This window comes from Arthrobacter sp. Y3221114 (assembly GCF_059092625.1).
In genome coordinates this window covers 39,246-65,529 of the sequence record NZ_JBNHHW010000002.1, presented here as the reverse complement: position 1 = coordinate 65,529, position 26,284 = coordinate 39,246, and the positions used below count along the sequence as shown (strand labels likewise).

The following is a 26,284-nucleotide window of genomic DNA, read 5'->3' as shown; positions in this document are numbered from 1 at the left end:
AGGACGTCCGGTCCCCTGGCGGGTCAGGCGTTCGCGGTCTCCGGCCACAGGCCCGCAGTTGCATCCTGCGGTTCGATGTCCTCGACCTCGGTCTTGAACACGCTCATGCCCCGCGCCTGGTAGTTGGCCACCGCCGCCGGCCCGTCAAGTGAACAGGTATGCACCCAGACGCGCTGCACCGGCGGAAACCCGTGCCAACGGCCGTGCAGCTGCCAGGCCTGCCGGATGCCCTCGGCCAGCAGGGCACCGCCGAGGCCGCGTCCGATCGCCTCGGGGAACAGACCGAAGTACATGATTTCGACGTCGGTGCCCGCCTGGCCGGGGCGGCCCAGCAGTTCCACGTAGCCGGCCGGGGCGCCGGTGGTGTACAGCACCCAGGTCTCCGCACCGGGAGCACGCACGACCTGGTCCCATTCGCTGCGTGTGAGCACCAGCCGGTCAGCCCAGTTCCAGCTGCTGCCCACACTCCGATAGAGAAACTTGCTGTACTCGGGGCTGATCTGCGGTACCCGCACCACGGCGGCATCATCAGGCAGCGGGCGCGAGCCAGGCACCAGCTGGGCCGGATCGGTTTGTTCAAGGTAGGTGGTGGTGACGAGCATGAGGTCATTTAACCACCCGAGCACGTCCGCGTAACGCACGGGCAGCAGCGACCGTGGTCGCTAAAGCCCCGCCAACAACTCCGCCCCGGGCAGGTCCGCAGCGCCGGTGGGATGGGAAATATAGTAGCCCTGCGCCGTGTCGCAGCCGAGCTCCCGCAGCACCCGCAGCTGGCCGAGCCGTTCGACGCCTTCGGCGGTGACCTTCAGGCCCCAAGCGTGGGCGATATTGATCAGGCCGCCGACGAAGGCGGCCTCGCGCTCGGAGGTGTCGATGTTGTCGATGAAGGACTTGTCGATTTTGACGGTGTTCAGCGGCAGATCCCGCAGCATCCCGACCGACGAGTAGCCGGTGCCGAAATCATCCAGGTCGACGCAGATGCCGGCTGCGCGGAGCTCGGACAGCTGTTTAATCGCCCGGGGAAAGTCCGCGATGGCGGAGCTCTCGGTGATCTCCACACGGATCAGTTCCGCCGGGACGCGATGCGCACGCATGGCGGCCAGCAGCTCGCCGACGACCCGGTTCGCGGCCAGCTGGATCGGGGAGACGTTGATGGAGATGGTTCGCGGGATGCCGGCCTCCAACCAGGCGCCGGCTTGGGCGCAGGCCTCGTTGAAGACCCAGCGTCCGATGTGCTGGATCAGGTTCACGCTTTCGGCCACGGGGATGAACTCCGACGGCGGCACCGAGCCGAGGACCTCGTCGTGCCACCGTAGCAGCGCCTCCACTGCCAGGCTGCCGTCGGTGGCCAGATCCAGCAGGGGTTGGTAATGCAGGCGGAAACTTCCCCGTGCCACCGCAAGCTGAAGCCGGCGCCGCAGCTGAGCCTGCCGGGCCACCGGCGCGGTTTCACCGCGGGTGTCCAACCAGACAACCCTGCCCTTCCCGGCGCGTTTGGCCGCCAGCATGGCACTGTCGGCCTGCCGCAGCAGCACGTCCAGTTGACTTAGCTGTTCTTCCTCGACGACGTCGGACGCCATGGCCAACCCGATCGACGCCGACACGTGCAGCTCATGGTCGTCGAAGGGGAAAGGTTTTATCGACTCGGCCAAGATGCGGTCCGCGATGCTGCGGGCCTGCTCGGGACCGACATCGACCAGCAACACCGCGAACTCGTCGCCGCCCAGCCGTGCCACGATGTCGCGGCCGCGCACGGTGCGCTGCAGCCGGCCGGTGAACCCCCTCAGGATGCCGTCCCCCGCGCGGTGGCCAAAGGTGTCGTTGACGTGCTTGAACCGGTCGAGGTCTATGCACAGGATTGCAACCCGGCCCGGGTCGCAGTCGCCGACCAGCTCAGCCCCGCGCTCGTCCAGCAGCCGCCGGTTGGGCAGTCCCGTCAGCGGGTCATGCATGGCGTCATGCTGGAAGAGCGCCGAGACTTCCTCGAAAATGCGTGAGACGGCCACCACGCGCGGACCGTCCGGACCGACCACCAGAAAGTCCTCGTACCGGGCGCCGGCCGGCCGGGCCAGGATCTCCCGCGCGGTCTGCGTCATGGACAATTCAGGATCCACTTCGAAGGATTGGTCCGGCCGGAACTGACCCACCCGTGCGCGGCTGTTAAGTGCGCGGCCGTAGCCGAGCCGGCCGCTGAGCTCCGACTCCAGCCGCTCCCGCAACAGCAGCCAGTACGGGCCGTCCGTTCCCACCGCCACGGCCTGCAGCGAGCGGTCAGCCTGGAACCAGCCGTTGACCTCCATCACCAGGGTGTCGGCGGCGACCACCGGGACCCTGACACCCAGGTCGCCGACGCGTTTCGGCCGGTCGGTGCGGGGCAGGACCGCCCCGTTCGTTCGTGCATCCATGCCCCACTCAGTACCACACGCCGTCGCCGTGGGGGTGAACGGCGGGGAAACCGGCGGGGTTACTAAACTTGGGCCGTGCGTAAAACAGACTTCTCCGACGTGCCCGGCGCGCCCGCCAGCACCGACCCGCGGCTGCTGGCGGACCTGGCCACAGACATGACCGACCTCGATTACAGCGTGGACGGGGTGGCAGCGCTGCTCGGCGCAGAGGCCTGGGAGGCCCTCGACCGCGACCAGCTGGTCCCGGCCCTTCTGGCCACCGCCCGCCTGCTGGAGGATCCGGCGCAGGGCCGCCTGGCCGCCGTCGTGCGCCTCTGGCTGCTGGGCCGGGGCGTGGAGCCCGGGCAGCTGGCACGGGCGTTCCCGCGCACCGGGCTGGACGGCCTGGCCGCCCTCCGGCTGGCCGAGCACGACGGCGGTGAGTGGAGGGCGGCTGTTGACCTCCGCCCGTACGCCTTCGGCGAGACCGAGCTGTGGGTGGCCAGCGACCTCGGTGCGCACCAGCGGCCCGGCGTCCTCCGGCACGACCATGTTTTGGGCATCGGCCAGGCCTCGCTGACCCTGGCGCAGCTGACCGTCCGCCCCGAGGTGGAACGGGCACTGGACCTCGGTACCGGCTGCGGAATCCAGCTTTTCCACCTGCTGGGACACGCCCGCCACGCTACCGCGACCGACATCTCGGAGCGGGCGCTGGCCTTCACCCGGTTCAACCTGGCGCTCAACGCCGGTGCCCTCGGGCTGGACCCGGACAACCTGGAGGAGCGGGTCAGCCTGCGGCTGGGCAGCCTGTTGGAACCGGTGGCGGGGGAGCGGTTCGACCTCGTGGTGTCCAACCCGCCGTTCGTGATCACGCCGCGGCGCCCGGCCGAACGCGCCGACGAGCAATTCACCTACCGCGACGGCGGGCTGCCCGGCGACGACATCGTGGCCACCCTCTTCCGCGCCCTGCCCTCGGTATTGGTCGACGGCGGTGTTGCGCAGATGCTGGGCAACTGGGAAATTCCGGCCGGAGCCGGCAGTTGGCACGCACGGCTGGAGCAGTGGCTGGCGCCGGACATCGACGCCTGGGTGATCCAGCGGGAGCAGCTCAGCCCGGCGCAGTATGCGCAGACGTGGCTGCGCGACGCCTCGGTGAACCGCGACCCGGAGCTGTTCGAATCCGCTTACGCCGCCTATCTGGACGATTTCGCGTCCCGGGACGTGGAGGCCCTCGGCTTTGGGCTGGTCTGGCTGCGCCGCCCCCTGCTCGAGACAACGGCAGCCGCTGCAGGTGCAGGAGCGCTGCGGCGGTTCGAGGAGATCACGTATCCGATCGAGCAGCCCGTCGGCCCGCACCTGGCCGCAGCGGTCGAACGGGCCGATTGGCTGGCCGAGCACGCCGCGGACTTTGGCCGCCAGCATCTGCGGGTGGCCGAGGACGTGACCGAGGAGCGGCACCAGCGGCCGGGCGCCGAACATCCCGGCGTCATCCTGCTGCGCCAAGGCGCGGGGTTGCGCCGGACCAACCTGATGAGCACCGAGTTGGCCGGGTTCGTTTCCGCCAGCGACGGCGACCTGGGCGTGGACCAGATCATTGGTGCCCTGGCGGCACTGTTGGGCCGCGAGGAGCCGGATTTCGCCCGGCAGCTGTCCGCCGAAGTGCGGAACCTGGTGGCAGACGGCTTCCTGGTGCCTGCCGGCGACTAGGAAATTGTTGCCGGATTGCAGTCGGGGATTGCCCGGCAGCCCCGCCCGGGAGCGGTGACCGGCATTACACTTACTGATCATGACTAAGGGTTCAACCACGACGACCGGCCGGGCGGCCGCTGCAGCGGCGGCCACTCGGGCGGAGCCGGCAGCCGGAGACAGGGTCAATATCTCCGACGCCCGAGCCATCCGTGCCCTGGCCCATAACGTGCGGTTGAAGGTTATCGAAGAGCTCTTTGATACGCAGCAGCCGGCCACCGCCACGGAGTTGGCCCAGCGGCACGGGCTGACCCCCAGCGCCATGAGCTACCACCTCCGGGCCTTGGAAAAGTGGGGATTCGTCAAGCGGTGCGTGAACCAGGGCGACGGCCGGGAACGGCATTGGCAGGCCGCAGCCGGACGCCTGGACGTGACCAGCGTGGCGGACAGCCGTGCCGCCACCATGGGCGTGGTGGACGTGGAACTGAACGACCTGCGCGAACGTCTGTCCAAGTACGTTAAACGGGACAAGCAATTACCGAACCCTGACACGTGGCGGCAGGAAGGGCACCTGGCCGCCCTCAGCACGGGACGGTTCTACCTGACCGAGGAACAGCGAAAGGACCTCGGCCGGCGGATCGGCGAGATCCTGCTGGAATACAGCCCGACCACCAATCCGGAGAACCGGGATGAAGGGGCGGAAAAGCTCTACTATGTCTTCTCCTTCCTGCCCGGCGACATCGACAACGATTAGGGCCCTGCCGCGGGCATCGGCAGCGGTCCGCGGCACCGGAAGCAACCGGCTGCACCCGCTGGCGTTTTCTGTTTCGCGGTACTGTTGCGGCTAACCTAGTGCTGACGGTCCTCCACCCCGCCGGGTTGGGGGACGTATTTACAAGCGCATCAACACCCCTTTCTTTACGTAGGAGCACAGTGCCAGCCAAGGCCCGCGAAAAAACCGGCAAGAAACTCGTCATCGTCGAGTCCCCGGCCAAGGGCAAAACCATCGCCGGGTACCTCGGCGAGGGCTTTGAGGTCACGGCTTCCATGGGGCACATCCGTGACCTGCCCCAGCCCTCCGACCTGCCGACCGAGCTGAAAAAGACGTCCGTCGGCAAGTTTGCCGTGGATATCGAGAACGGTTTCGAGCCGTATTACGTGGTGTCTCCGGACAAGAAGAAAAAAGTTTCCGAGCTCAAGTCGATGCTCAAGGACGCCGACGAACTCTATCTGGCAACTGACGGTGACCGCGAAGGCGAAGCCATCGCGTGGCACCTGCTGCAGGTGCTCCAGCCCAAGGTGCCCGTGCACCGCATGACGTTCAGCGAGATTACCCGCGAAGCCCTGCAGCGCGCCCTGACCGAGGTCCGCGAGGTGGACACCGACCTGGTCGACGCCCAGGAAACGCGCCGCATCGTGGACCGGCTCTTCGGCTACGAACTCTCCCCGGTGCTCTGGCGCAAGGTCAAGGCCGGCCTGTCCGCCGGGCGCGTGCAGTCGGTGGCTACCCGGCTGGTCGTCGAGCGTGAGCGCGAGCGGATGGCGTTCCGGGCGGCTTCCTACTGGGACCTGGTGGCCACGGTGGCGCCGGAGGACGCCGACAAGGGCGGGGTGTTCAAGGCCAAGCTGGTCTCCGTCGACGGCAGCCGGGTCGCCGTCGGCAAGGACTTCGACGATCTGGGCCGGCTCAAGGCACGCTCCGCCGTCCATCTGGACGAGGCCGCCGCCACCGCCCTGGCAGACTCCCTGCGCAGCGCCCGGTTCTCCGTCCGCGCGGTTGAGAACAAGCCATACACCCGCCGTCCGGCAGCGCCGTTCACCACGTCCACCCTGCAGCAGGAGGCAGCCCGCAAGCTCCGGTTCTCCGCCCGCTCGACCATGCAGGTGGCGCAGAAGCTGTATGAAAACGGCTACATCACCTATATGCGTACGGACTCGCCGGCGCTGAGCGACCAGGCCGTCAACGCGGCGCGGCGCCAGGCCTCCGAGCTGTACGGACCCGAATATGTCCCGGACGCCCGCCGCGTCTACAAGGGCAAGGACAAGAACGCCCAGGAAGCCCACGAAGCCATCCGGCCTGCCGGGGACTCGTTCCGCACGCCCGGCCAGGTCCGCAGCCAGCTTTCCGGCGACGAGTACCGGCTGTACGAGCTGGTCTGGAAACGCACGGTGGCCTCGCAAATGGCCGACGCCAAGGGGTCGACGTCCACCGTGCGGCTCGGCGCCACGGCCGGGGACGGGCGGGACGCGGAGTTCACCGCATCCGGCACCGTCATCACCTTCCCCGGATTCATGGCCGCCTATGAGGAGGGCAAGGACGCCGGCCGCGAGGACGACGACGATGCCACCGGCGGACGCCTGCCGAACCTCGCCAAGGGCGACGCGCTGGACGCGCAGGCGGTCGACGCCGTCGGACACGAGACGTCCGCACCGCCGCGCTACACGGAAGCATCGCTGATCAAGACGCTGGAAGACCGCGGCATCGGCCGCCCGTCCACCTACGCCGCCACCATCTCCACCATCATGGACCGCGGCTACGTCCGCACCCGCGGCTCCGCCCTGGTTCCGAGCTGGATCGCGTTCTCCGTGGTGCGGCTGCTGGAGGAGTACTTCAGCGACTACGTGGACTATGACTTCACGGCGGAACTCGAAGAGGACCTCGACCGCATTGCCCGCGGCGAGGCCAGCCGGACGGAGTGGCTGTCCGGCTTCTATTACGGGGACCGCAAGGAAACCGGCCTGAACACCGTGGTGAACGACTTGGGCGAAATCGATCCGCGCCGGATCAATTCAATCGAGATTGCCGAGGGCATCACCTTGCGGGTGGGCAAGTTCGGGCCCTACCTGGAACGCAACGGCGAGGGCGACGGCGAGGAGCCGGAGCGGGCCAACGTCCCCGACGACCTGGCTCCGGACGAGCTGACCCCGGAGAAAGCCCTCGAGCTGATGGAAACCCAGGGACCGGGCGAGCGCGAGCTTGGCACGGACCCGGAGACCGGTCGGACGATCGTGGCCAAGGAGGGCCGTTACGGCGCCTACGTCACCGAAGTGATCCACGAGCCGACGGCCGAAGAACTGGCCGCGCAGCCGGTGGAGTACTACAAGAACGGCAAGCCCAAGCCGCCGAAAAAGCCCGCCAAGGTCAGGCCGCGCACCGGTTCCCTGTTCAAATCGATGAGCGTGGACACCGTCACCCTCGAGGACGCGCTGAAGCTGCTGAGCCTGCCGCGGGTGCTGGGCACCGACGCCGAGGGCACCGAAATCACCGTGCAGAACGGCCGCTTCGGCCCGTACCTGAAGAAGGGCAGCGACTCGCGGTCGATCGGTTCCGAGGAGGAAATCTTCACCATCACGCTGGAACAAGCGCTGGAGATCTACTCGCAGCCGAAGACCCGCGGCGGACGCACCGCGGCTGCGCCGCTGGCCGAGTTCGGCGTGGATCCGGTGTCGGAGAAGAACATCGTGGTCAAGGACGGCCGGTTCGGCCCCTACATTACCGACGGCGTCACGAACATCACGGTGCCGCGCTCAACCGTCATCGAGGAACTGACCCGCGAGCAGGCCATCGAACTGCTGGCGGAGAAGCGCGCGAAGGGACCGGCGAAACCGGCGGCAAAGAAACCGGTACGGCGCAAGGCCGCCGCCAAGAAGTAGCGGACGTGCCCCGGCCGTGGCCCGCGGCGGTCGGGGCCGGAACCGTTGCCTGTTTGCGGTGCCCGGGCCGCAACACTGCATAATGAGAACATGCGTCTGGGCGTCCTCGACATCGGTTCCAACACGGTGCATTTGTTGTTGGTGGATGCCCACCCGGGTGCCCGGCCGGTGCCTTTCGCCTCCCACAAGCGGCCGTTGTCGCTGGTGGCCTACCTGGATGCCGAAGGCAATATCAGCGAAGAGGGCCAGCAGGAACTCATCGGCTTTATCCGCGAGGCCTGGAGGTTTGCCGGGCTGCATGGCGCCGAAGACATGCTGGCCTTTTGCACCTCCGCCATCCGCGAAGCGAACAACGGCAGGGCGGTGCTGGACCGGGTCAAGGCGGAAGCCAATGTCACGCTGCAGGAGCTGACCGGCCCGGAGGAGGCCGGCATGACCCTGGTGGCCGTCCGACGCTGGTACGGCTGGGGGTCGGGCACCATCCTGGATTTGGACATTGGCGGCGGCTCCTTCGAAATGGCCATCGGCCATGATGAACTGCCGGAACTCGCCGTATCGGTGCCGCTGGGAGCCGGCCGGCTGACCCGGCAGTGGCTGCCCGAGGACCCGCCGAGCGTGAAGAGCATCAAGGACCTGCACGGGTATATCCGCGAGACGCTGGCTCCCGTCGTGGGAGAGTTTTCTGCACTGGGCCGGCCGGACATGGTGGTCGGAACTTCCAAGACCTTCCGCTCGCTGGCACGGATCGCCGGAGCCGCCCCCTCGGCCGCCGGCCCGTACGTGCGGCGGGAACTGCACCGCACGGACCTGTCCCTGTGGGCGCGCAGGCTGGCCGCCATGCCGGTCAGCGACCGTGTTAATTTGCCCGGCGTTTCGATGGTGCGGGCGCCGCAGCTCCTGGCGGGGGCGATGGTTGCCGAGGCGGCCATGGAAATGTTCGGGATCGAGACCTTGCAGATCTGCCCCTGGGCTCTGCGGGAGGGGCTGATCCTCAAACGCTTCGACCACCTGCTCTACGACAGCGACGCCCCGGTCAGCCCGGTGGGCACCATGCTGGTGCAGCAGGCGCTGGAGCCGGCCCCCGCCGTCGAAAAGGTGGGCAGCTAGCGACTTCGGCCCATAAGCCGCGCAGTTGTCAGTGCCCGTGGGGCTTACAAGGTTTGTCGGTACCCGGGGGGAGTTCTTAAATGGCGACGCCGGCGAACGTTGCGGTCGGTTGGGGGAGTCAACCGCTGTTCGCCGGCGCCTGGACCGGAACCAGCAGATCCGGTCCATCATCACTCGCACCTTGATGAGGTGCTTACGACACTAGGCGGCAACTTTGGGACAACGCCGTGAAATACCTGAACGACACCTGTGAGTTCTTCCCCGCCGGCTGTGACGGGGGACGGAACGGCGGCACGCGCCCGATGACGGCCACATGATTCAATGGCAGACATGACTGCTGACGCCACCGGAACACCGACCGCACGCCGCATCGCTTTCCTGGGCTGTGGGTCCATGAACGAGGCCATCCTGGCCGGGCTGCTGGCCTCGGGAACACCGGCCGAAAACGTGACGGCGACAGTGCGCCGCAGCGAGCGCGCGGAGGAACTGCACGGACGTTATCCCGGCCTGACGGTGCTGGCGGAACAGGACGACCCCGCCGCCAACGCCACCGCCGTGCAGGGTGCCGACGTTGCCGTGCTGGGGGTCAAGCCGGCGGGCATCGCGGACCTGTGCCGGACCATCGCGCCGGCTTTGGACGCGGCGACGGTGGTGGTTTCCGTGGCCGCGGCGGTCACCGTTGCCGCCATGGAAACCGCGCTGCCGGAAGGCCAGCCGCTGGTGCGCAGCATGCCCAACACGCCGCTCAAGGTGCGCCGGGGCGCCGTGGGCATCTCTGCCGGCAGCCACGTGACCGATTCCCAGCTGGCTGCCGCCCGCGAGGTGTTCGCCGGCGCCGGCACCGTCGTCGTGGTTCCGGAAAACCAGTTGGACGCGGTGTCGGCGGTCAGCGGTTCCGGCCCCGCCTATGCCTTCTACCTGGCCGAGGCCATGGCCGCTGCCGGCGTGGAGCTGGGCCTGGACCCGGAGCTGTCGATGACCCTGGCCCGCGAGACCGTGGCCGGCGCGGGCATCATGCTCACCGCGCCGGATGCCGACCCGGCGGTCATGCGCCGCGCCGTCACCAGCCCGAACGGCACCACGGAGCGCGCCATCGCCTCCTTCGACGACGACGGGCTGCCGCGGGTCATCGCGCGCGGTGCCGCCGCCGCCGCCGAACGGGCGGCCGAGCTGTCGCGCGAACTGGCCTGAACCGCGGCAGGCCCTGGGATCCCGGGACCGGCGCGGGCTCCGCTACGGACGGGCCGCGAAGCGCTCCAGCAGGTCCACGTGCCCGGAGACGATCAGCATGTCCCGGCTGGAGACCTTGGTTTCCGGCCGCGCATAGGTGAAGTCTTCGCCGGGTGACTTCACGCCCACCACGGTGACGCCGTACCTTGAGCGAACCTGCGACTCACCCAGCGTGAAGCCCTGGGTCTCCTTCGGCGGGTACATTTTGACGATGGCGAAACCGTCGTCGAACTCGATGAAGTCCAGCATCCGTCCGCCCACCAGGTGGGCGGCGCGGCGGCCGGCGTCGGCCTCCGGATAGATGACGTGGTTGGCGCCGATGCGCGAAAGGATCTTGCCGTGCGACGGGGTGATGGCCTTGACCCAAAGGTGCTCGATGCCCAGGTCCACCAGGTTCACGGTGATCAGCACCGAGGACTCGATCGACGTGCCCACACCGACGACGGCGGAGCTGAACTCCTGGGCGCCCAGTTGGCGCAGCGCGTCGATGTTCGTCGCGTCGGCCTCCACCACGTGGGTCAACTGCCCCGACCACTTCTGCACCAGTGCCGGATCACGTTCGATCGCCAGCACCTCGCGGCCCTGCTTGACCAGTTGTTCCGCGGTGGAGGCACCGAAGCGGCCCAAGCCGACCACCAGCACGGGCGCGTTGTGGGCGGGACGTCTGTTCGATGCGGACTTCTCAGCCAATGATGGGCCTCTCTTCGGGGTAGTGGAACAGCTGGCGGCGTTCGCGCAGCGCCAGCGCGGCGGCCAACGTGATGGTGCCGACGCGGCCGGCGAACATCAGGGCGCAGAGCACGTATTTGCCCTCGGGCGGCAGTTCGGCGCTCAGGTTGGTGCTCAGCCCGCAGGTCGCGAACGCGGAAATGACCTCGAACAACACCCGGTCCAGGCTTTCGCCGGTGAAGGCCAGCAGCAGGCCGCAGGCGACGGCCACCAAGGTGGCACCCATGACGATCACCGAGATGGCCACCCGCATGGCGCCTTCCGGGATGGTCCGGCCGTGGATCTTCACGTCCCGGTCGCCGCGCGCCTCGGCAACGATGGCCAGGAACACGATCGCGATGGTCGTGACTTTGATGCCGCCTGCAGTCGACGCGGAACCGCCGCCGGCGAACATCAGGGCATCGGAAAAGAGCATGGTGGACGGCTCCAGGTTGTTCATATCCACCAGGTTGAAGCCGAGCGAGCGGGTCATGACGGAGGCGAATGTCGCGTGGAGGACCTTGTCCCAGATGCTCATGCCGCCCAGGGTCTCCGGGTTGCTCCACTCCATGGCTCCCCAAACCAGGGCGCCGACCACCAGCAGGATCAGCGACACCTCGACCGTGAGCTTGGTGTGCAGGTTCCATTTGCTGAACCGCCAACCCCGCTCCAGGAGCACCATGACCACCGGGAAACCGAGGCTGCCGAGGAAACCTCCGGCCATCAGCGGCAGCAGGATCCACTCGTCGGTCTCGTAGGGGACCAGGCCGTCCGAGTGTGGGGTGAACCCCGCGTTGTTGAACGCCGAGATGGCATAGAAGATGCCGTGCCAGGCGGCTTGGGGAAAGGATTCGCCAAGCATCAGAAAGCGGGGGAACAGCACCAGGGCGAGCACCACCTCGATGATCACCGAGGTGGCGATCACGATCCGCAGCAGCGCGCCGACCTCGCCCAGGCGGCCTGCGTTGTTCATGGCGGACTGGGCGATCAGTTTGCCGCGCACACCCAACCGCTTGCTCACCATGAGCGCCAGCAGCGAGGCCAGGGTCAACGTGCCCAGGCCGCCGATGAAGATGGCCAGCAGGATCACGGCCTGGCCAAGGAAACTCCAGTGGGCAGCGGTGGACACCACGGTCAGCCCCGTGACGCAGACGGCCGAGACGGCCGTGAAGAAGGCGTCGTGCAGCGGCGTGATGTCGCCGTCCCGCGCCGCGGCCGGCAAGGACAGCAGCCCGGTGAAGACCAGGATCACCGCCACGTAGACGATCAACGCCAGCCGTGCCGGGGAACTGTTGGCAACGCTGTCCACGAAGTCGCGGAGCGTGCGCAAGAGGCTGAATCGTTCGTGTTCCCGCCCGGCCAGCCATGACGGCTGCTGTCTGGTCATCCCAATCGCTTCTGTCCGGCTCCGAATCGCTGACTTGTTCCTTGCAGTAGTAAATCATCATTTGACAGCACGGGCGCGGGACGAATGCGTGCGGGCCGTTGCTTTCGCGTAGCCTGTCTGTGATGTCAGCGACCCCAGTTCCCGCGGTTCCCACTCTGGCGGTGTGGAGCGAATCCGTCTTGGCGTACAACTTCGGCGCGCACCATCCCATGTCGCCGATCCGGTTGGACCTGACGGCCAGGCTGGCTGACGAATTCGCCATCTTCCACCGCCCGAACGTCACCTTGGCCGCAGCGGAAACCGCCGGCGACGCGGCGCTGCAGACCGTTCACGACCCGGCCTACGTGGCCGCGGTAAAGGCGGTCAGCGAAGACCCGGACGCCATCGATGAAGAGCGGGGCCTGGGCACCGAAGACGACCCGGTGTTTCCGGGCATGCACGTCGCCAGTGCCCGGATCGCCGGGGCCTCGCTGCAGTCCGCGGCCGCGATCCTGGACGGCTCGGCGCTGCATGCGGTCAACTTCGCCGGCGGCATGCATCACGCCGCGCGCGGCAAGGCCAGCGGGTTCTGCATCTACAACGATTGCGCCCTGGCCATCCAGCACCTGCTGGATAACGGCGTGCAGAGGGTCGCGTACCTCGACGTCGACGCGCACCATGGCGATGGCGTCCAGTCGATCTTCTACAACGACCCGCGGGTGCTGACCATCTCCCTGCATGAAACCGGCACCCACCTGTTCCCGGGGACGGGTTTTGCGAACGAGAGCGGGGGGCCGGAGGCGCCGGGCAGTTCCGTGAACGTCTCCATGCCGCCGCGCTCCGGCGACGCGGCCTTCCTGCGGGCCTTCCACGCGGTGGTCCCGCAATTGGTCAGGGCCTTTGCCCCCGAAGTGATTGTCAGCCAGCACGGGTGCGACAACCACACCCGCGACCTGCTGAGCAGCCTTCGGCTGAGCGTGGATGCACAGCGGCAAATGATGCTGGACACGGCCGACCTGGCGCGCGAGATCTGCGGCGACCGGTGGATCGCCACGGGCGGCGGCGGCTACGACGTCTTCAACGTGGTGCCCCGGTCCTGGACCCACATGCTGGCCATTGTTTCCGGCCGGGCCATCCCGCTGCACAGCGAGGTGCCGCAGTCCTGGCAGGACTATGTCGAGGTCCGGTACGGGCAGCAGGCCCCGTTGTACATGGGCGACGACGCCGACCTGTGGTGGCGCTCGTGGGAGGTTGGCTATGACCCGAACGACAGCGTGGACCGCACCGTGATGGCCACGCGCAAGGAAATCTTCCCCTACCACGGGCTCGATCCCTGGTTCGACTAGGCGGTCTGAAAGGCCGTCCGGTCGAGTCCACGCGGTTCGGCGGGCTAACCAGGCAGTGGGCGCAGGCAGCGGTATAACGATTTTGCCGCGCCGGGGCTCCGGACCGCCGCCAAGGGTGTGCCGCAACGCATATATGCGATTAGGGTAATGGAATGGCCATCGATGATGTCTTTGCAGTGATTGCGGAAGGTACCCGCCGGGACATACTCGGCTCGCTTCGTGACGGCGACAAAGCGGTGGGCGAATTGGTCGAAGAACTGGAGGTCAGCCAGCCGACCGTCTCCAAGCACCTGAAGGTGCTGCGCGAAGCCGGACTGGTCTCCATGCGCGCGCAGGGGCAGAAGCGCTATTACTCGCTGCAGGCCGGACCGTTGCAGGATGTGGCCGATTGGATCATCGGTTTCGGTGTTGATGTTCTGCCCGTGACCGAGGCGGAGCCGGTGGCACCCGCGGTGGCAGCCGCCGTCGTCGCCCCGCAGGAGCCCGCGCATGCCGTGACCGGGCGGAGCCTCGAGGTTCCGGTTCCCGCCAACCTCAGCCGATCGCTCGGGCAGGCGGCGAACAAGGCAACGACCAAGGCCGCGGACATCTTCGCGCACCTGCCCAAACTGCCGCGCCGCCGCCGCGGCTGAGCGGCAGGCCTGCCGCCGTTGCAGGCAACAGCCCGCGCCGCGGCCGGGCCGCAACCCCGCACCGGGCGGAGGACCCGGGCGGTGATGACCCGCCGGTGATGAACCGCACATTCGGACCCCGGCGGCCCGGTCCGTTCGCCCGTGACGGGCCGCACTTTCCGCGCCAGCCACAGGGCGATCGGTGCCAGATATGCCCGGATCCGTGCGACAAAACGGCCGACTGTACCGCCAGCCGGCGCGTTACGGGGCGGTTCAGGGATGTGTCAGGCGTGTTTCTTAGATTCCGCTTCTTGTGGTTTTCTGTGTGAGGGCCTGCAGCAACCTGAGTGCCCCAATACGTCAGCTAGTGAAGGGACGCACCCATGGATGCCCACCTGCTTGAAGTCCGCGACGAAGTCTTCCGCCGCAACCCAGGCGAAACGGAATTCCACCAGGCCGTCACCGAAGTCTTCGAAACCCTCGAGCCGCTGTCCGCCCGGCATCCCGAGTACTCCGACGCCGCGATCCTGCAGCGCATTTGCGAGCCCGAGCGCCAGATTATCTTCCGCGTGCCGTGGGTGGACGACGCCGGCAATGTCCAGATTAACCGCGGCTTCCGCGTCGAGTTCAACTCCGCGCTTGGCCCCTACAAGGGCGGCCTGCGCTTCCACCCCTCCGTCTATCTGGGCATCATCAAATTCCTCGGCTTCGAGCAGATCTTCAAGAATGCCTTGACCGGCATGCCCATCGGTGGCGGCAAGGGCGGCTCCGACTTCGATCCGCGCGGCCGGTCCGACGCTGAGGTCATGCGCTTCTGCCAGTCCTTCATGACGGAGCTCTACCGCCACATCGGCGAATACACCGACGTTCCGGCCGGGGACATGGGCGTGGGGACCCGCGAAATCGGCTACCTGTTCGGCCAGTACAAGCGCATCACCAACCGCTACGAGTCCGGCGTCCTCACCGGCAAGGGCACCGGCTGGGGCGGTTCCCTGGTCCGCCCGGAAGCCACCGGTTACGGCGCGGTGCTGTTCGCGCAGGAAATGCTCAAAACCCGCGGGCAAAGCCTGGACGGGCAGCGCGTGGCCATCTCCGGCTCCGGCAACGTGGCCATCAACGCCGTCGAAAAGGCGCAGGAACTCGGCGCCACCGTGGTCACCGCCTCCGACTCCGGCGGCTACATCGTGGACGAGGCCGGCATCGACGTCGAACTGCTGCGCCAGATCAAGGAAGTTGAGCGCGGCCGCATTTCGGAGTACGCCGAACGTCGCGGCTCGGCCGTGCACTACGTAGCCGACGGCAACATCTGGGACGTCAACTGCACCGTGGCGCTGCCGTGCGCCACGCAGAACGAACTGGATGAAAAATCCGCCCGCCGCCTGGTGGAGTCCGGGTTGGTCGCCGTCGCCGAGGGCGCCAACATGCCCTGCACGAGCGAAGCCGCCTCCATCTTCCAGGACGCGGGCCTGCTGTTCGGCCCGGGCAAGGCAGCCAATGCCGGCGGCGTGGCCACTTCGGCCCTGGAGATGCAGCAGAACGCCAGCCGCGACGCCTGGACCTTCGAGTACACGGAGCAGCGCCTGGCGGACATCATGGTCGGCATCCACAACCGCTGCGCGGAGACCGCCGAGGAATACGGCATGCCCGGCAACTACGTGGCGGGCGCCAACATCTCCGGCTTCAAGAAGGTCGCCGACGCCATGCTCGCCCTGGGCCTCATCTAAGGCAGCGGACGCAGCCAAAGCACTGATCACGACGACGGTGCCCGCCCCGGCGGGCACCGTCGTCGTTTTTGTGCGCCGCGGGTCTGTCCCCGCGGCGTCGACAGGCCCGCGGACGGGCCGGCCAGGCCGCTGGCTGCGGGACGCCCCGAGTAAGCTCACTCCATGGCGCAAAGACTGATCGGGCTGGATATCGGCGGCAGCAAGACGCACGGCATCCGGCTGGACGACGGCTTGCTGGTTGCGGAAGCGACGGCGGGCAGCGCGAACGTCCAGAACGCCAGCCCCGCCCAGGCAGCCGCGGCCCTGTCCGAGGTCTTCGGCCGGCTTGGGGCGGCCGGGATCACCGCGGTCTACGCAGGGGCGGGCGGGATCGACACCGAGGGCGATGCCGCGGCGCTGCGCGCGCTGATCGCCCCGCTGGCACCCGGGGCGGACGTCCAGGTTGTCCACGACACCCGCCTGGTGCTGGCCGCCGGACACCTCAGCACGGGGATCGGCGTGGTGGCCGGCACCGGATCGTCGGTATGGGGCATCAACGAGGCCGGCCTTGAGGCCCGCGCCGGCGGCTGGGGGCACCTGCTGGGCGATGAAGGCAGCGGCTACTGGCTGGGGCGGGAAGCAGCGCGGCATGTACTCTCCCGGCTGGATGCGGGCCTGCCGCGGGACCGGCTTACGGACGTGTTGCTGGACGACTGCGGGCTGCAGGAGCCGGTGGAACTGATCGCGCTGTTCCACTCACCGAAAACCGACCGGCGGTTCTGGGCCGGTAAATCCCGGCTGGTGGTGGCCGCCGCCGACGAAGGCGACCCGCCGGCGGGGGCGATCGTCGACCGCGCCGCGGCGGACCTGGCCGGCCAGATTGCCCTGGTCGCCCGGCGGCTGGGCATCAGCGGCCCGGTGGTGCTCGGCGGCGGACTCGGCATGAACGTCCCGCGGTTCCAACGTTCGCTAGTTGCCGCGCTGGAACCGCACGGGATCGCAGACATCCGCCCGCTGGACCGGGAGCCCGTCTTCGGCATTGATGTCCTGGCCGGCCTGGCCTGAGCGCGCTCCGCGCACGCACCCTTCCCGCCCCTCCGGCCGTGTGCCGCCGCAGCCGGCGCTGCGCCGTCGGGCTGGCGCTGCCGCCGCGGGTGCCGGCGCCCCGCCGTCGGGCTGGCGCTGCCGCCGCGGGTGCCGGCGCCCCGCCGTCGGATTTGCCTCGGACTTCCGCTGCCCCGCGGGTCCCGGCGCCCCGGCGTCGTCATAATCTGTCATGTCCCGGCGCGCGTTTTCCCTCTCCCGCGGGTCCCGCGTAGAGTTCCGGGTATGACGACTCGTTGGTATGCGTATTTTGCGTTGGCTCTGGAGGGGCCTGACGTAACCGCTTAGCGCCTACGCATACCGACCTTCAGAGCCAACAGGGCAGAGATGATTCTCTGCCCTTCGCCATTTCTCCGGCGGGTTCTGTAGCGAAGTCCCGCCGCCAACAGACGGGACACAGACCATGAATGCAGCAGCCAACCACCTCCTGGAGACCGAAGCGCCGACGCCGGGCAACGGCGTCGCTGAGGTAGAAGCGGCGGCCCCGGCCTCGCCGCGCAGCACGAACAACCTGCGTGTGGGCGGCTTCAGCCCGCTGCCGTCACCGGGCGACGTGTTGCAGGAACAGCCCCTGACCGCCGAAGCCGCCGCCGTCGTCGCCCGCGGCCGTGAGGAGATCCGCGCGGTCATGGACGGAGTGGACGACCGGCTCCTGGTGATCGTCGGGCCGTGCTCGATCCACGACACCGCGGCAGGCCTGGACTACGCGCGTAGCCTGGCGCAGGTCGCCCGGGAACACCGCGAAGAGCTGCTGATCGTGATGCGCACGTACTTCGAGAAGCCCCGCACCACCGTGGGCTGGAAAGGGCTGATCAACGATCCGCGGCTGGACGGCTCACATGACATCGCCGCCGGCCTGCGGCTGGCGCGGACCTTCCTGCTGGAGGTGGCGGAGCTCGGACTGCCGGTGGCCACGGAGTTCCTGGAACCGATCAGCCCGCAGTACCTGGCGGACCTGGTCAGCTGGGGCGCGATCGGTGCGCGCACCACCGAGAGCCAGATCCACCGCCAGTTGGTGTCCGGGCTCTCCATGCCGGTGGGATTCAAGAACGGCACCGACGGCGGGCTGCAGGTCGCGCTCGACGCCTGCCACGCCGCGTCCGCGGCACAGGTGTTCCTGGGGATCGACGGCGAGGGGCGGGCGGCGCTGGTGTCCACCAACGGTAACCCCGACACCCACGTGATCCTGCGCGGCGGCGCGAGCGGGCCGAACTACGGAGCCGACCAGGTCGCGGCGGCCTCCGGGGCGCTGGCGGAAGCCGGTCTGAACCCGCGGCTGATCGTGGACGCCAGCCACGCCAACAGCGGCAAGAGCCACCACCGCCAGGCCGAGGTGGCGCTGGAGATCGCCGCGCAGGTCGAGGCAGGCGGCAGCGCCATCGCCGGCCTCATGCTGGAGAGCTTCCTGGTGGGCGGGGCACAGAAACTGGAGGTTTCCCAAGACGCCGGAAGGGCGTTGGTGTACGGGCAGAGCGTCACGGATGCCTGCATGGAATGGGACGTGACGGCCGACGTGCTGGCCCAGCTTGCGTCGGCCAGCCGACATCGCGCCACGAAAGCGGCCTGAGGGCGAAAGGCCGTGCTTGGTTAAAACGCTTAAGCTACAGTGTGCACTTTCACTTTTGCCACAACAGCCTCTAAAGTATCTAGGAAGACGGTTGTTGGGGCGGGGCAAGGCGGCACGCCGTTGGTGTTGCTTACAGTAAAGGAACAGTGCGTAATGGCTGACGAGAACAATTTCTCGAGTGTGCGCTTCTTGACAGTGTCGGAAGTGGCCGCAGTCATGCGCGTGTCCAAGATGACCGTTTACCGCTTGGTGCATTCGGGCGAGATGCCCGCGGTGCGCTTCGGACGTTCCTACCGGGTGCCCGAATCAGCCGTGGAGGAGTACCTGCGCGGCGCCGTGATCGACCGGGAGACCGGGACCGCCTGACGCTCCGGTGCTGGCCTGCTGCCATCCGGCGGTCAATGCCGGGGGTGCAGAGGCGGTACCCTGTTAAGGAACGTTTTACGTCATCGTCGAAAACCGTGAGTTGGCGTGTGCCCCGCCGGGCGCCGGCAGCTTGCGAAACTATTAATGAATGAGGGACTCGTGGGTTCAGTTATTAAGAAGCGCCGCAAGCGTATGGCCAAGAAGAAGCACCGTAAGCTGCTTCGCAAGACCCGTCACCAGCGCCGCAACAAGAAGTAGGACCGGCAACCGGTTCCCAAGCTTCCAAGGTCCGCCAGGAAACTGGCGGGCCTTGTGCCGTTAACCGGTGTGATGCCGTTGGGTCGTGCGGGGCGGGACTGGGCGGGTTTGGCGCCATGGGGCGTGGGTTGGGTGAATTGGGCGTGGTGCCGGCCGTTATGCCGCCGGCCGACGGAACCAATTGACGCCGCGCCAGAGCCCGTAGACCGCGCCGGCACCCGTGGCGGCCTTGAGGCCCACCGTGGCCGCCCGCCGGCCGCTCCTGAAGTCATAGACCGGCCAGTTGTTCTGCCGGGCGTGCCGGCGCAGCCTGGTGTCCGGGTTGATGGCCACCGGGTTGCCCACCAGGGTCAGCAGCGGGACGTCGTTGTAAGAGTCGCTGTAGGCCCAGCAGCGCGCCAGGTCCAGGCCCTGGCGGATGGCCAGCTCCTCGACCGCGACAGCCTTGGCCGGCCCGTGCAGGATGTCCCCGATGAGCCGTCCGGTGTAGGCACCGTCTTCGAGTTCGCCCACCGTGCCCAAGGCGCCGGTCAGGCCAAGCCGGTCGGCGATGACGGCGGCCACTTCAACCGGCGTGGCCGTCACCAGCCAGACTTTGCGGCCCACCCGCAGGTGCTGGTCCGCCAGCGCCCTGGTTCCGGGCCAGATCTTGGAGGCGATGACTTCGTCGTAGACCTCGTCGCCCAGTTGTTTGACGTCGTCGCTCATCAGGCCGGTGGCCAGGGCCAGGGCCGTGTCGCGGATGGACTGGATGTCCTTGAGGTTTTCTCCCCGCATCAGGAAGCGGGCCTGTTTGAAGCCGAAGCCGGCAGCGTCGCGCATCCGGAAGGCGCCGCGCTGGTACATCTTGCGGGCCACGTGGAACAGGCTGGCGCCGCGCATCAGGGTGTTGTCGACGTCGAAAAATGCCGCTTCCGTCCCCGGGTCGGTGGAGACCGAGGCGCGCTGTGCATGGCCGGCGGCGGTCTTGGGCATGCTTCGAGTCTAACGAGGCGCCGGGAATTGTCCGTTCACCGCCGTTGGCGGCTACCGTGGAAGGCATGAGTGGATCCGACGCCGGCCGTGCGCACGAACTGGTGCTGCTGACCAAACCCGGCTGCCATCTCTGCCAGGCGGCACGGGAGACGGTCGGGAGCGTTGCCGGGGAGCTCGGTCTGACCTGGGAGGAGAAGAACATCCTCGAGGACCCCGAGCTCGAGCGGCGCTTCGCCGAAGAGATCCCCGTGGTCATGATCGACGGCGTCCAGCGGGACTTCTGGCACATCGATCCGGACCGGCTGCGACGGCTGCTCACACAGTAGCCCGCGGCCCACAGGCCCGCGTCATCGGAGTTGGAGAGCGGCGCGGGGCAGCTTAATCTTGGGGGGACACTAGCCTGCGGTTGGACAGCCGCCGGCGGCACCCAGGGCCCGGACCGGCTGGACACAGCAGGACCGGAGCCCCGCAGCAGGCATCGGAGCGACAACAGTGACCCACCTCCCGGATACCGAGGCGGCCAGGACATCCGGCAACGAGATCCCGCCGGCCGCGCTCGCACGCCTGACCATCTACCTCCGGGCCCTCAATTCGCTGGTGTCTGAAGGCACGGAACGCATATCCTCCGAGCAATTGGCCGAGTTTGCCGGCGTCAGCCCGCCCACCCTGCGCAAGGACCTCTCCTACCTCGGGTCGTTCGGCACCCGCGGCGTGGGCTACGACGTACGGCTGGTCGGCCAGGAGATTGCCGCGGCTCTGGGGCTCACCCAGGACTGGAAAGTCGCGATCGTCGGAATCGGCAACCTGGGCAGGGCATTGGCCGGCTACTCCGGATTTAGCACCAAGGGCTTCGGGGTCGTGGCGCTCTTCGACGCAGACCCGCAGGTCGTCGGGTCGGAGGTCGCAGGGATGCGCGTCAGCCCGATCACCGACCTGGAACCCGTCCTGCGGCAAACCGGAGCCAACATGGCGGTCCTGGCCGTGCCTGCGGCCGCGGCGCAGGGACTCTGCGACCGGCTCGTCGAAGCCGGCGTGACGAGCATTCTCAGCTTTGCGCCCGCGGTGCTGCAGGTCCCGTCGTCCGTGCAGCTGCGCAAGGTGGACATGGCCACCGAACTGCAGATCCTGGCCTACCACGCGCAACGGGCGCAGGCGACGGAGCATAGCTGAGCAGCACGCCCCGCCGCCGGCGGACGCCAGGCGCCCGTCAAGCGCCCGTCCGGCGGACGTCAAGCGCCCGCCGGACGGCCGGAACCGCTCCTGCTCAGCGGCCGTAGATGCCGTACTTGTGCGCCTTGGTGGCCTGGAAGTACCTGTTCGACGCCGGCAGGAACAGCAGCACGATCGCCGCGATGCCCAGCAGCACGGACAAGGTGCCGAACCAGATGTTGAAAAGTCCGAACAGCGACAGCGCGGCGAACACCGTGCCGGTGATCCGGGCCCAGTTCTTGCCTGCCTTCACGCCGAAGGCCACCATCAGGTACAGCCCGACGGCGATCACCGCGGTGATGACGATAAACACTCCCGCCGTGCCGCTCATCATCTCCGCCAGCTCCGCGTCGGAGAACTGGCCGCCCTGCTCGCCCAGGGCTTCGCGGACCGCCGGGTCGTTGAGCACCATGGCCATGGTGCCGTCCAGGTTTGCCAGTTCCGTCAGCATTTCGATGGCGGTCAGCACGGCGGCGGCGATGATCAACCAGAAGGCGATCATGACTTCGCGCGGCGCCGTGGGCTTGGCGGCGGTCTGCGCCTGCCCGCCGGGGTAGCCGTACTGGCCGGGCACGGCGTTCTGGTAGCCGTAAGGCTGCTGCCCGTACTGCTGACCGTAGGGGGACTGGCCCTGCTGGCCCTGACCGTAGGGCTGCTGGCCGGGCTGTCCGTACTGCTGGCCGTACTGCGGCGGGTTCTGCCCGTACTGTCCGTACTGGGGGGCGTTTTGCCCGTACGGGGGCTGATCCGAGCCGGGCTGCTGGGGCGCGTTCTGGCCGTACTGCGGCAGGTTCTGCCCGTACCGGGGCTGCTCTGGGCCTCCGGGCCGGCCTTCCCCGTCACCGGGCTGGTTCGGTTCGTTCTCTGGGGTGCTCATGGCCGGTTCCTTTTCATCTCATCCACACGGGTCGCACGTCTGTGCCGGCCGGCCTGCGCGCCGGCCGCAGAGGTGCTGGGCAGCTGTTAATGCAACACTACAATGCAGGCGTGCGCCGTGTCGGTCGGTCTGAAGGATGATTTTCAGCCTCGCGGCCAGGCACGCAGCCGGCCGCGCGCCCCAGGTGCACGCCCGCCGGCGGAACGCCGGGCTTTTGGGCAAACACCGGCGGTTTGAGACACTTGAACGCATGCCCGAAGCTACCGTCCACCTGCTCCGCCACGGCGAGGTCCACAACCCCGAACGCGTGCTCTACGGCAGGCTGCCGAGCTTCAGGCTGTCCGCCCTGGGCCAGGAAATGGCCGAGTGCGCCGCCGGCTACTTTTCCGGGCGCCGCGACGACGGCGGCACCATCAGTTACCTGGTGGCATCGCCGCTCACCCGGGCACAGGAAACAGCCGCCCCGACCGCTAAGGCCCTCGGCCTCGAGATCGTTACCGACGAGCGGATCATCGAAGCCGAGAACCACTTCGAGGGCCTGGCGGACATCCGCTCGCACCTGAACCAGCCCCGGCACTGGCCGCACCTCTACAATCCCTTCCGGCCGTCCTGGGGGGAGCCGTACGCGGCGCAGGCCGCCCGGATGCGCAAGGCCATCGACGACGCCCGCCGGATCGCGGTGGAACGCGGCGGCGAGGGTGCCGAGGCGGTGCTGGTCAGCCACCAGCTGCCCATCTGGGTGACCCGGCTGGCATGCGAGGGCAAACGGCTCTGGCACGATCCCCGCCGCCGGCAGTGCACGCTGGCCTCGGTGACTTCCCTGGAGTTCGACGACGGCCGGCTCACCGCGGTGCGTTATGCGGAGCCGTGCGCCCATCTGCTGCCCGGTGCGGCGAACCTGCCCGGAGCATAATAGAATTACTACGCGTTGTAGAAGTGGGATACCCCCAACCCCACGAAGAAAAGTGTGACTGTGACTGCCGATAACCCCCGTTCGTTCAATCGCCGTACCGCCTTCAAGGTCGGTGCGGGGCTGCTGGGCGCCCTCTCGCTCGCCGCCTGTTCCGCCGAGGATCCGTTGGCCCAGCAGGCCAATGCGGGCGACAACAAGAACTACATTGCCGGCGACGGGTCGGTCACCGAGTACGCGCCCGACTCGCGCGGCGAGCCCGTCCAGTTGACCGCCAAGCTCTTCGACGGCACTACCGTCGATGCAGCCGACTGGGCCGGACAGGTGACGGTTCTCAACTTCTGGTACGCCTCCTGCGCGCCGTGCCGGCTGGAAGCTCCGGACCTGCAGGCGCTCAGCGAGGAATTTGCCGACGGCGCCCGGTTCTACGGTGTCAACATCCGGGACGAGCGCCCCACGGCCGAGGCATTCGAGCGCAACTTCGGGGTGACGTATCCCAGCTTCATGGACAAGAACGGCGACGTCCTGCTGGCGATGACCGCCTATGTGCCGCCGCAGGCCGTACCCACCACGCTGGTGCTGGACAAGGAAGGCCGGGTCGCCGCCCGGATCCTGGGCGTTGCGGACAAGGGCACCCTCAGGGCCCTGATTAAAGACTCAGTGGCCGCCTAGCTATGGGGTGGTCGACGGCCGCGCTGCCGATGACTTTGGGCGGCGCCTTTGGCGACACGGTGCTTAACGGCTCCGTGCTGCTGGCAATCCCCGTGGCCATGCTGGCCGGGCTGGTCTCCTTCCTGTCTCCGTGCGTGCTGCCGCTGGTTCCCGGCTACCTGGGCTATGTCACCGGCCTGACCGGCGTGGACCTCGAACGCCAGCGGCGCGGCCGGATGTTCGCCGGCATCGGCTTGTTCGTGTTGGGCTTTTCCGTCGTCTTCGTGATCATCGGGGCGATCTTCGGCCAGCTCGGTGCCTGGTTGAAGGGCAGCGACGCCGGCTGGGTCACCCAGGTGCTGGGCGTCGTCGTCGTCGCCATGGGCATCATCTTCATGGGCGGCCTGTCTTACTTCCAGCGGGACCGCAAGATCCAGTCGCGTCCGCCGGCCGGGTTGTGGGGAGCGCCGGTGCTCGGCATGACGTTCGGGCTGGGATGGGCGCCCTGCATCGGCCCGACCTTCTCGGCCGTGCAGGCGCTGGCCTACTCGGGCGGCGCGGATGCGGCCAAGGGCGCGTTCCTGGCCTTCGTTTACTGTCTGGGCCTGGGGATCCCGTTCCTGCTGATCGCCCTCGGCGTGCGGCGGGGGATGGGCGCCATGGCGTTCTTCCGCCAGCATCGGCTGTTCCTGCAGCGGGCCGGCGGCGCCATGCTGGTGGTTTTGGGCCTGCTGATGGCCAGCGGGCTCTGGGGAGACTGGGTGACGCAATTGCAGGACTGGTTTGCAAATGAAGTGAGGCTCCCGATCTGATGAGTCAGACACCCGACGGCGCTCGGCGCCATGACGAAGCCGATGCTCCCGCGGCGGCCGGACCGGGCACGGGCGGCGGCGGCCGGGCCGTGGAGGACCGTCAGTCCGCCAAAGACCGGAAGCGCAGCCGCGACCGGGACGACGTTGCCGTCCCCGCGCTGGGTTTCGCCGGCATGCTGCGCTGGGCGTGGACCCAGCTGACGAGCATGCGCACCGCGCTGTTCCTCCTGCTGCTGCTGGCCGTGGCCGCGGTGCCCGGTTCGCTGTTCCCGCAGCGCCCGGCCAACCCCGCCGTCGTGACCCAGTACATTGCGGACAACCCGGAGGTCGGGCCGTGGCTGGACCGCTTCCAGCTCTTCGACGTCTACTCCTCGGTGTGGTTCTCAGCCATCTACCTGCTGCTCTTCCTGTCGCTGATCGGCTGCGTCATCCCGCGCGCCATCCAGCACTACAAGGCCATGCGGTCGCAGCCGCCCAGGACTCCCCGCCGGCTGTCCCGACTGCCCGAGTACGGGTCCATGGCGGTCCCCGCGGAAGCCGGCGTCTCCGCGCGCTCGGCCGTGGAGGACGCCGCCCGCTTGCTGAAGCGCCGCGGTTACCGGGTGGATGTGCGCGATGCGGCCACCGACCGGCCCTCCGTGGGAGCGGAGCGCGGCTTCGGCAAGGAAATCGGCAACCTGGTCTTCCATACCTCGCTGATCGGCGTGCTGGTGTCAGTCGCCATCGGCGGGCAGTTCGGCTACACCGGCCAGCGGATTCTGGTCGAGGGCGAAACGTTCGTGAATTCGCTCATCGGCTACGACAACTTCAATCCGGGAACCGGGTTCACCGAGAACCGGCTGGAGCCCTTCTCCATGCGCCTCGACGAGTTCGAGGTGGTCTTCGACCGGGAATCGCCGACCCACTACGGCCAGCCGCTCGATTTCACCGCCACGCTGACGGTGCGGGGCGAGCCGGGGGCGCCCGAGGAACAGCAGGTGCTGAAAATCAACCACCCGCTGACCATCGGCGGAACGAACGTGTACCTCATGGGCAACGGCTATGCTCCGGTGGTGACCATCCGGGACGGCGAGGGCAACATCGCCCACCAGGGCCCCGTCGTCGCCATTCCGAACGACGGCGCCTACACCTCCACCCTGGTGATCAAGGTGCCGGACGCGCAGCCGGAACAGCTGGGCTTCGTCGGGTTCTTCCTGCCGACCGCGATGGAGGGCGAAGACGGGGTGGCCTACGGCAGCGACCCGGATCCCATGAACCCCCGGCTGTACCTGAACTCCTACTACGGCGACCTCGGCCTGGACAACGGCGATCCCAAGAACGTCTACGTCCTGGACACCACCGAGCTGACCGTCCTCAACGACCGCAACCAGGACGACGGCGGCATCGAGCTGGCCGCCTACGAAACGGCGGAACTGCCCAACGGGATGGGCAGCGTCACGTTCGACGGTCTCGTCCGTTATGCCGCGCTGGACATCCACCACGATCCCGGCAAGGTCGGCGCCCTCGTGTTCTCCTCGCTGGCCTTGGCCGGTCTGGGCGCCTCCCTGTTCATCGGCCGCCGCCGCGTCTGGGTGCGGGCCGGCACCCACGAGGACGGCCGCACCATGGTCGAGTGGGGCCTGCTGGCCCGCGGCGAGGACCATCGGCTGGCCCCGGAAGCGGCCGCGATCAGCAAACTCTTCCGCACCCAGTGGCTGACGGATCCCGCCCCCAGGGCGCACAATAGCAAGAGCGCCGCCGGCGTTGACAACTCCTAAGGA

General features: G+C 68.1%; 24 protein-coding genes. 18 read left to right on the top strand and 6 right to left on the bottom strand.

Going from position 1 to position 26,284, the window contains the following annotated elements; all coding sequences use genetic code 11:
• Positions 1–23: 23 nt before the first annotated feature.
• Entirely contained in the window at positions 24–602 is a 579-nt protein-coding gene (locus AC5RV3_RS04320; protein ID WP_494121073.1) for a GNAT family N-acetyltransferase, read from the bottom strand.
• A 60-nt stretch (positions 603–662) separates the two neighbouring features.
• Entirely contained in the window at positions 663–2,405 is a 1,743-nt protein-coding gene (locus AC5RV3_RS04315) for a putative bifunctional diguanylate cyclase/phosphodiesterase (RefSeq protein WP_494121072.1), read from the bottom strand.
• Positions 2,406–2,561: 156 nt separating this feature from the next.
• Between AC5RV3_RS04315 and AC5RV3_RS04310 the strand changes: the two genes are divergently transcribed.
• From AC5RV3_RS04310 to proC, 5 genes are all read left to right on the top strand, one after another.
• Complete coding sequence (locus AC5RV3_RS04310; RefSeq protein WP_494121495.1) at positions 2,562–4,091, top strand: DUF7059 domain-containing protein; 1,530 nt, start codon at positions 2,562–2,564, stop codon at positions 4,089–4,091.
• A gap of 79 nt (positions 4,092–4,170) precedes the next feature.
• Positions 4,171–4,824, top strand: coding sequence for an ArsR/SmtB family transcription factor (locus AC5RV3_RS04305; RefSeq protein WP_494121071.1), 654 nt, complete (start codon positions 4,171–4,173; stop codon positions 4,822–4,824).
• Positions 4,825–5,003: 179 nt separating this feature from the next.
• The gene (gene topA / locus AC5RV3_RS04300; RefSeq protein WP_494121070.1) at positions 5,004–7,724 is read left to right on the top strand and encodes a type I DNA topoisomerase; all 2,721 of its coding nucleotides are present in this window, start codon (positions 5,004–5,006) and stop codon (positions 7,722–7,724) included.
• 90 nt (positions 7,725–7,814) lie between these two features.
• Positions 7,815–8,831: a Ppx/GppA phosphatase family protein gene (locus tag AC5RV3_RS04295; RefSeq protein WP_494121069.1), complete on the top strand. Its 1,017-nt coding sequence runs from the start codon at positions 7,815–7,817 to the stop codon at positions 8,829–8,831.
• 330 nt (positions 8,832–9,161) lie between these two features.
• Positions 9,162–10,022 (top strand): pyrroline-5-carboxylate reductase, encoded by an 861-nt coding sequence (gene proC / locus AC5RV3_RS04290; protein WP_494121068.1) that lies wholly within the window; start codon positions 9,162–9,164, stop codon positions 10,020–10,022.
• A gap of 42 nt (positions 10,023–10,064) precedes the next feature.
• On the opposite strand, the gene AC5RV3_RS04285 is transcribed toward proC, so the two are convergent.
• A complete protein-coding gene (locus AC5RV3_RS04285) occupies positions 10,065–10,703 on the bottom strand; it encodes a potassium channel family protein (RefSeq protein WP_494113609.1) in 639 nt (212 codons plus the stop codon).
• A gap of 40 nt (positions 10,704–10,743) precedes the next feature.
• Complete coding sequence (locus AC5RV3_RS04280) at positions 10,744–12,156, bottom strand: TrkH family potassium uptake protein (RefSeq protein ID WP_494121067.1); 1,413 nt, start codon at positions 12,154–12,156, stop codon at positions 10,744–10,746.
• Between the two features lie 122 nt (positions 12,157–12,278).
• Between AC5RV3_RS04280 and AC5RV3_RS04275 the strand changes: the two genes are divergently transcribed.
• From AC5RV3_RS04275 to AC5RV3_RS04245, 7 genes are all read left to right on the top strand, one after another.
• A complete protein-coding gene (locus AC5RV3_RS04275; protein WP_494121066.1) occupies positions 12,279–13,481 on the top strand; it encodes an acetoin utilization protein AcuC in 1,203 nt (400 codons plus the stop codon).
• A gap of 152 nt (positions 13,482–13,633) precedes the next feature.
• Positions 13,634–14,113 (top strand): ArsR/SmtB family transcription factor, encoded by a 480-nt coding sequence (locus AC5RV3_RS04270; RefSeq protein ID WP_494121065.1) that lies wholly within the window; start codon positions 13,634–13,636, stop codon positions 14,111–14,113.
• Between the two features lie 362 nt (positions 14,114–14,475).
• Positions 14,476–15,816 (top strand): NADP-specific glutamate dehydrogenase, encoded by a 1,341-nt coding sequence (gene gdhA / locus AC5RV3_RS04265; RefSeq protein ID WP_494113587.1) that lies wholly within the window; start codon positions 14,476–14,478, stop codon positions 15,814–15,816.
• A 162-nt stretch (positions 15,817–15,978) separates the two neighbouring features.
• On the top strand, positions 15,979–16,860 hold the full coding sequence (locus tag AC5RV3_RS04260; protein WP_494121064.1) for an N-acetylglucosamine kinase: 882 nt from the start codon (positions 15,979–15,981) through the stop codon (positions 16,858–16,860).
• Between the two features lie 466 nt (positions 16,861–17,326).
• Positions 17,327–18,466, top strand: a complete 1,140-nt coding sequence (locus AC5RV3_RS04255) for a 3-deoxy-7-phosphoheptulonate synthase (protein ID WP_494121494.1) — start codon at positions 17,327–17,329, stop codon at positions 18,464–18,466.
• Positions 18,467–18,619: 153 nt separating this feature from the next.
• Complete coding sequence (locus AC5RV3_RS04250) at positions 18,620–18,832, top strand: helix-turn-helix domain-containing protein (RefSeq protein ID WP_493978048.1); 213 nt, start codon at positions 18,620–18,622, stop codon at positions 18,830–18,832.
• A gap of 159 nt (positions 18,833–18,991) precedes the next feature.
• Positions 18,992–19,090 carry a 30S ribosomal protein bS22 gene (locus tag AC5RV3_RS04245; protein WP_003792170.1) on the top strand — a complete coding sequence of 33 codons (99 nt, stop codon included), beginning with the start codon at positions 18,992–18,994 and terminating at the stop codon, positions 19,088–19,090.
• 156 nt (positions 19,091–19,246) lie between these two features.
• Here the strand turns inward: AC5RV3_RS04245 and AC5RV3_RS04240 are convergent, their stop codons facing one another.
• A complete protein-coding gene (locus AC5RV3_RS04240; protein WP_494121063.1) occupies positions 19,247–20,065 on the bottom strand; it encodes an HAD family hydrolase in 819 nt (272 codons plus the stop codon).
• Between the two features lie 65 nt (positions 20,066–20,130).
• Between AC5RV3_RS04240 and AC5RV3_RS04235 the strand changes: the two genes are divergently transcribed.
• Both AC5RV3_RS04235 and AC5RV3_RS04230 read left to right on the top strand, forming a co-directional pair.
• Complete coding sequence (locus tag AC5RV3_RS04235) at positions 20,131–20,391, top strand: glutaredoxin family protein (protein WP_494121062.1); 261 nt, start codon at positions 20,131–20,133, stop codon at positions 20,389–20,391.
• Between the two features lie 166 nt (positions 20,392–20,557).
• Complete coding sequence (locus AC5RV3_RS04230) at positions 20,558–21,235, top strand: redox-sensing transcriptional repressor Rex (protein WP_494121061.1); 678 nt, start codon at positions 20,558–20,560, stop codon at positions 21,233–21,235.
• 94 nt (positions 21,236–21,329) lie between these two features.
• Here AC5RV3_RS04230 and AC5RV3_RS04225 read toward each other — a convergent pair whose 3' ends face one another.
• The gene (locus tag AC5RV3_RS04225) at positions 21,330–22,151 is read right to left on the bottom strand and encodes a hypothetical protein (RefSeq protein ID WP_494121060.1); all 822 of its coding nucleotides are present in this window, start codon (positions 22,149–22,151) and stop codon (positions 21,330–21,332) included.
• A gap of 250 nt (positions 22,152–22,401) precedes the next feature.
• Here AC5RV3_RS04225 and AC5RV3_RS04220 point away from each other — a divergent pair, with 250 nt between their 5' ends.
• From AC5RV3_RS04220 to resB, 4 genes are all read left to right on the top strand, one after another.
• On the top strand, positions 22,402–23,064 hold the full coding sequence (locus tag AC5RV3_RS04220) for a histidine phosphatase family protein (RefSeq protein WP_494121059.1): 663 nt from the start codon (positions 22,402–22,404) through the stop codon (positions 23,062–23,064).
• Between the two features lie 54 nt (positions 23,065–23,118).
• Positions 23,119–23,733 carry a TlpA family protein disulfide reductase gene (locus AC5RV3_RS04215; protein WP_494112407.1) on the top strand — a complete coding sequence of 205 codons (615 nt, stop codon included), beginning with the start codon at positions 23,119–23,121 and terminating at the stop codon, positions 23,731–23,733.
• Positions 23,734–23,735: 2 nt separating this feature from the next.
• Positions 23,736–24,524 carry a cytochrome c biogenesis CcdA family protein gene (locus tag AC5RV3_RS04210; RefSeq protein WP_494112408.1) on the top strand — a complete coding sequence of 263 codons (789 nt, stop codon included), beginning with the start codon at positions 23,736–23,738 and terminating at the stop codon, positions 24,522–24,524.
• Between the two features lie 173 nt (positions 24,525–24,697).
• Positions 24,698–26,281, top strand: a complete 1,584-nt coding sequence (resB, locus tag AC5RV3_RS04205) for a cytochrome c biogenesis protein ResB (RefSeq protein ID WP_494112498.1) — start codon at positions 24,698–24,700, stop codon at positions 26,279–26,281.
• The last annotated feature ends 3 nt before the right edge of the window (positions 26,282–26,284 follow it).

Coding starts and splice junctions, on each gene's coding strand:
- AC5RV3_RS04320 (WP_494121073.1), bottom strand. CDS start 602: ATGCTCGTCACCACCACCTACCTTGAACAAACCGATCCGGCCCAGCTG.
- AC5RV3_RS04305 (WP_494121071.1), top strand. CDS start 4,171: ATGACTAAGGGTTCAACCACGACGACCGGCCGGGCGGCCGCTGCAGCG.
- AC5RV3_RS04220 (WP_494121059.1), top strand. CDS start 22,402: ATGCCCGAAGCTACCGTCCACCTGCTCCGCCACGGCGAGGTCCACAAC.
- resB (WP_494112498.1), top strand. CDS start 24,698: ATGCTGCGCTGGGCGTGGACCCAGCTGACGAGCATGCGCACCGCGCTG.
- AC5RV3_RS04310 (WP_494121495.1), top strand. CDS start 2,562: ATGACCGACCTCGATTACAGCGTGGACGGGGTGGCAGCGCTGCTCGGC.
- AC5RV3_RS04270 (WP_494121065.1), top strand. CDS start 13,634: ATGGCCATCGATGATGTCTTTGCAGTGATTGCGGAAGGTACCCGCCGG.
- AC5RV3_RS04260 (WP_494121064.1), top strand. CDS start 15,979: ATGGCGCAAAGACTGATCGGGCTGGATATCGGCGGCAGCAAGACGCAC.
- AC5RV3_RS04210 (WP_494112408.1), top strand. CDS start 23,736: ATGGGGTGGTCGACGGCCGCGCTGCCGATGACTTTGGGCGGCGCCTTT.
- AC5RV3_RS04315 (WP_494121072.1), bottom strand. CDS start 2,405: ATGGATGCACGAACGAACGGGGCGGTCCTGCCCCGCACCGACCGGCCG.
- AC5RV3_RS04240 (WP_494121063.1), bottom strand. CDS start 20,065: ATGCCCAAGACCGCCGCCGGCCATGCACAGCGCGCCTCGGTCTCCACC.
- AC5RV3_RS04280 (WP_494121067.1), bottom strand. CDS start 12,156: ATGACCAGACAGCAGCCGTCATGGCTGGCCGGGCGGGAACACGAACGA.
- AC5RV3_RS04235 (WP_494121062.1), top strand. CDS start 20,131: ATGAGTGGATCCGACGCCGGCCGTGCGCACGAACTGGTGCTGCTGACC.
- AC5RV3_RS04295 (WP_494121069.1), top strand. CDS start 7,815: ATGCGTCTGGGCGTCCTCGACATCGGTTCCAACACGGTGCATTTGTTG.
- AC5RV3_RS04225 (WP_494121060.1), bottom strand. CDS start 22,151: ATGAGCACCCCAGAGAACGAACCGAACCAGCCCGGTGACGGGGAAGGC.
- AC5RV3_RS04275 (WP_494121066.1), top strand. CDS start 12,279: ATGTCAGCGACCCCAGTTCCCGCGGTTCCCACTCTGGCGGTGTGGAGC.
- AC5RV3_RS04250 (WP_493978048.1), top strand. CDS start 18,620: ATGGCTGACGAGAACAATTTCTCGAGTGTGCGCTTCTTGACAGTGTCG.
- proC (WP_494121068.1), top strand. CDS start 9,162: ATGACTGCTGACGCCACCGGAACACCGACCGCACGCCGCATCGCTTTC.
- gdhA (WP_494113587.1), top strand. CDS start 14,476: ATGGATGCCCACCTGCTTGAAGTCCGCGACGAAGTCTTCCGCCGCAAC.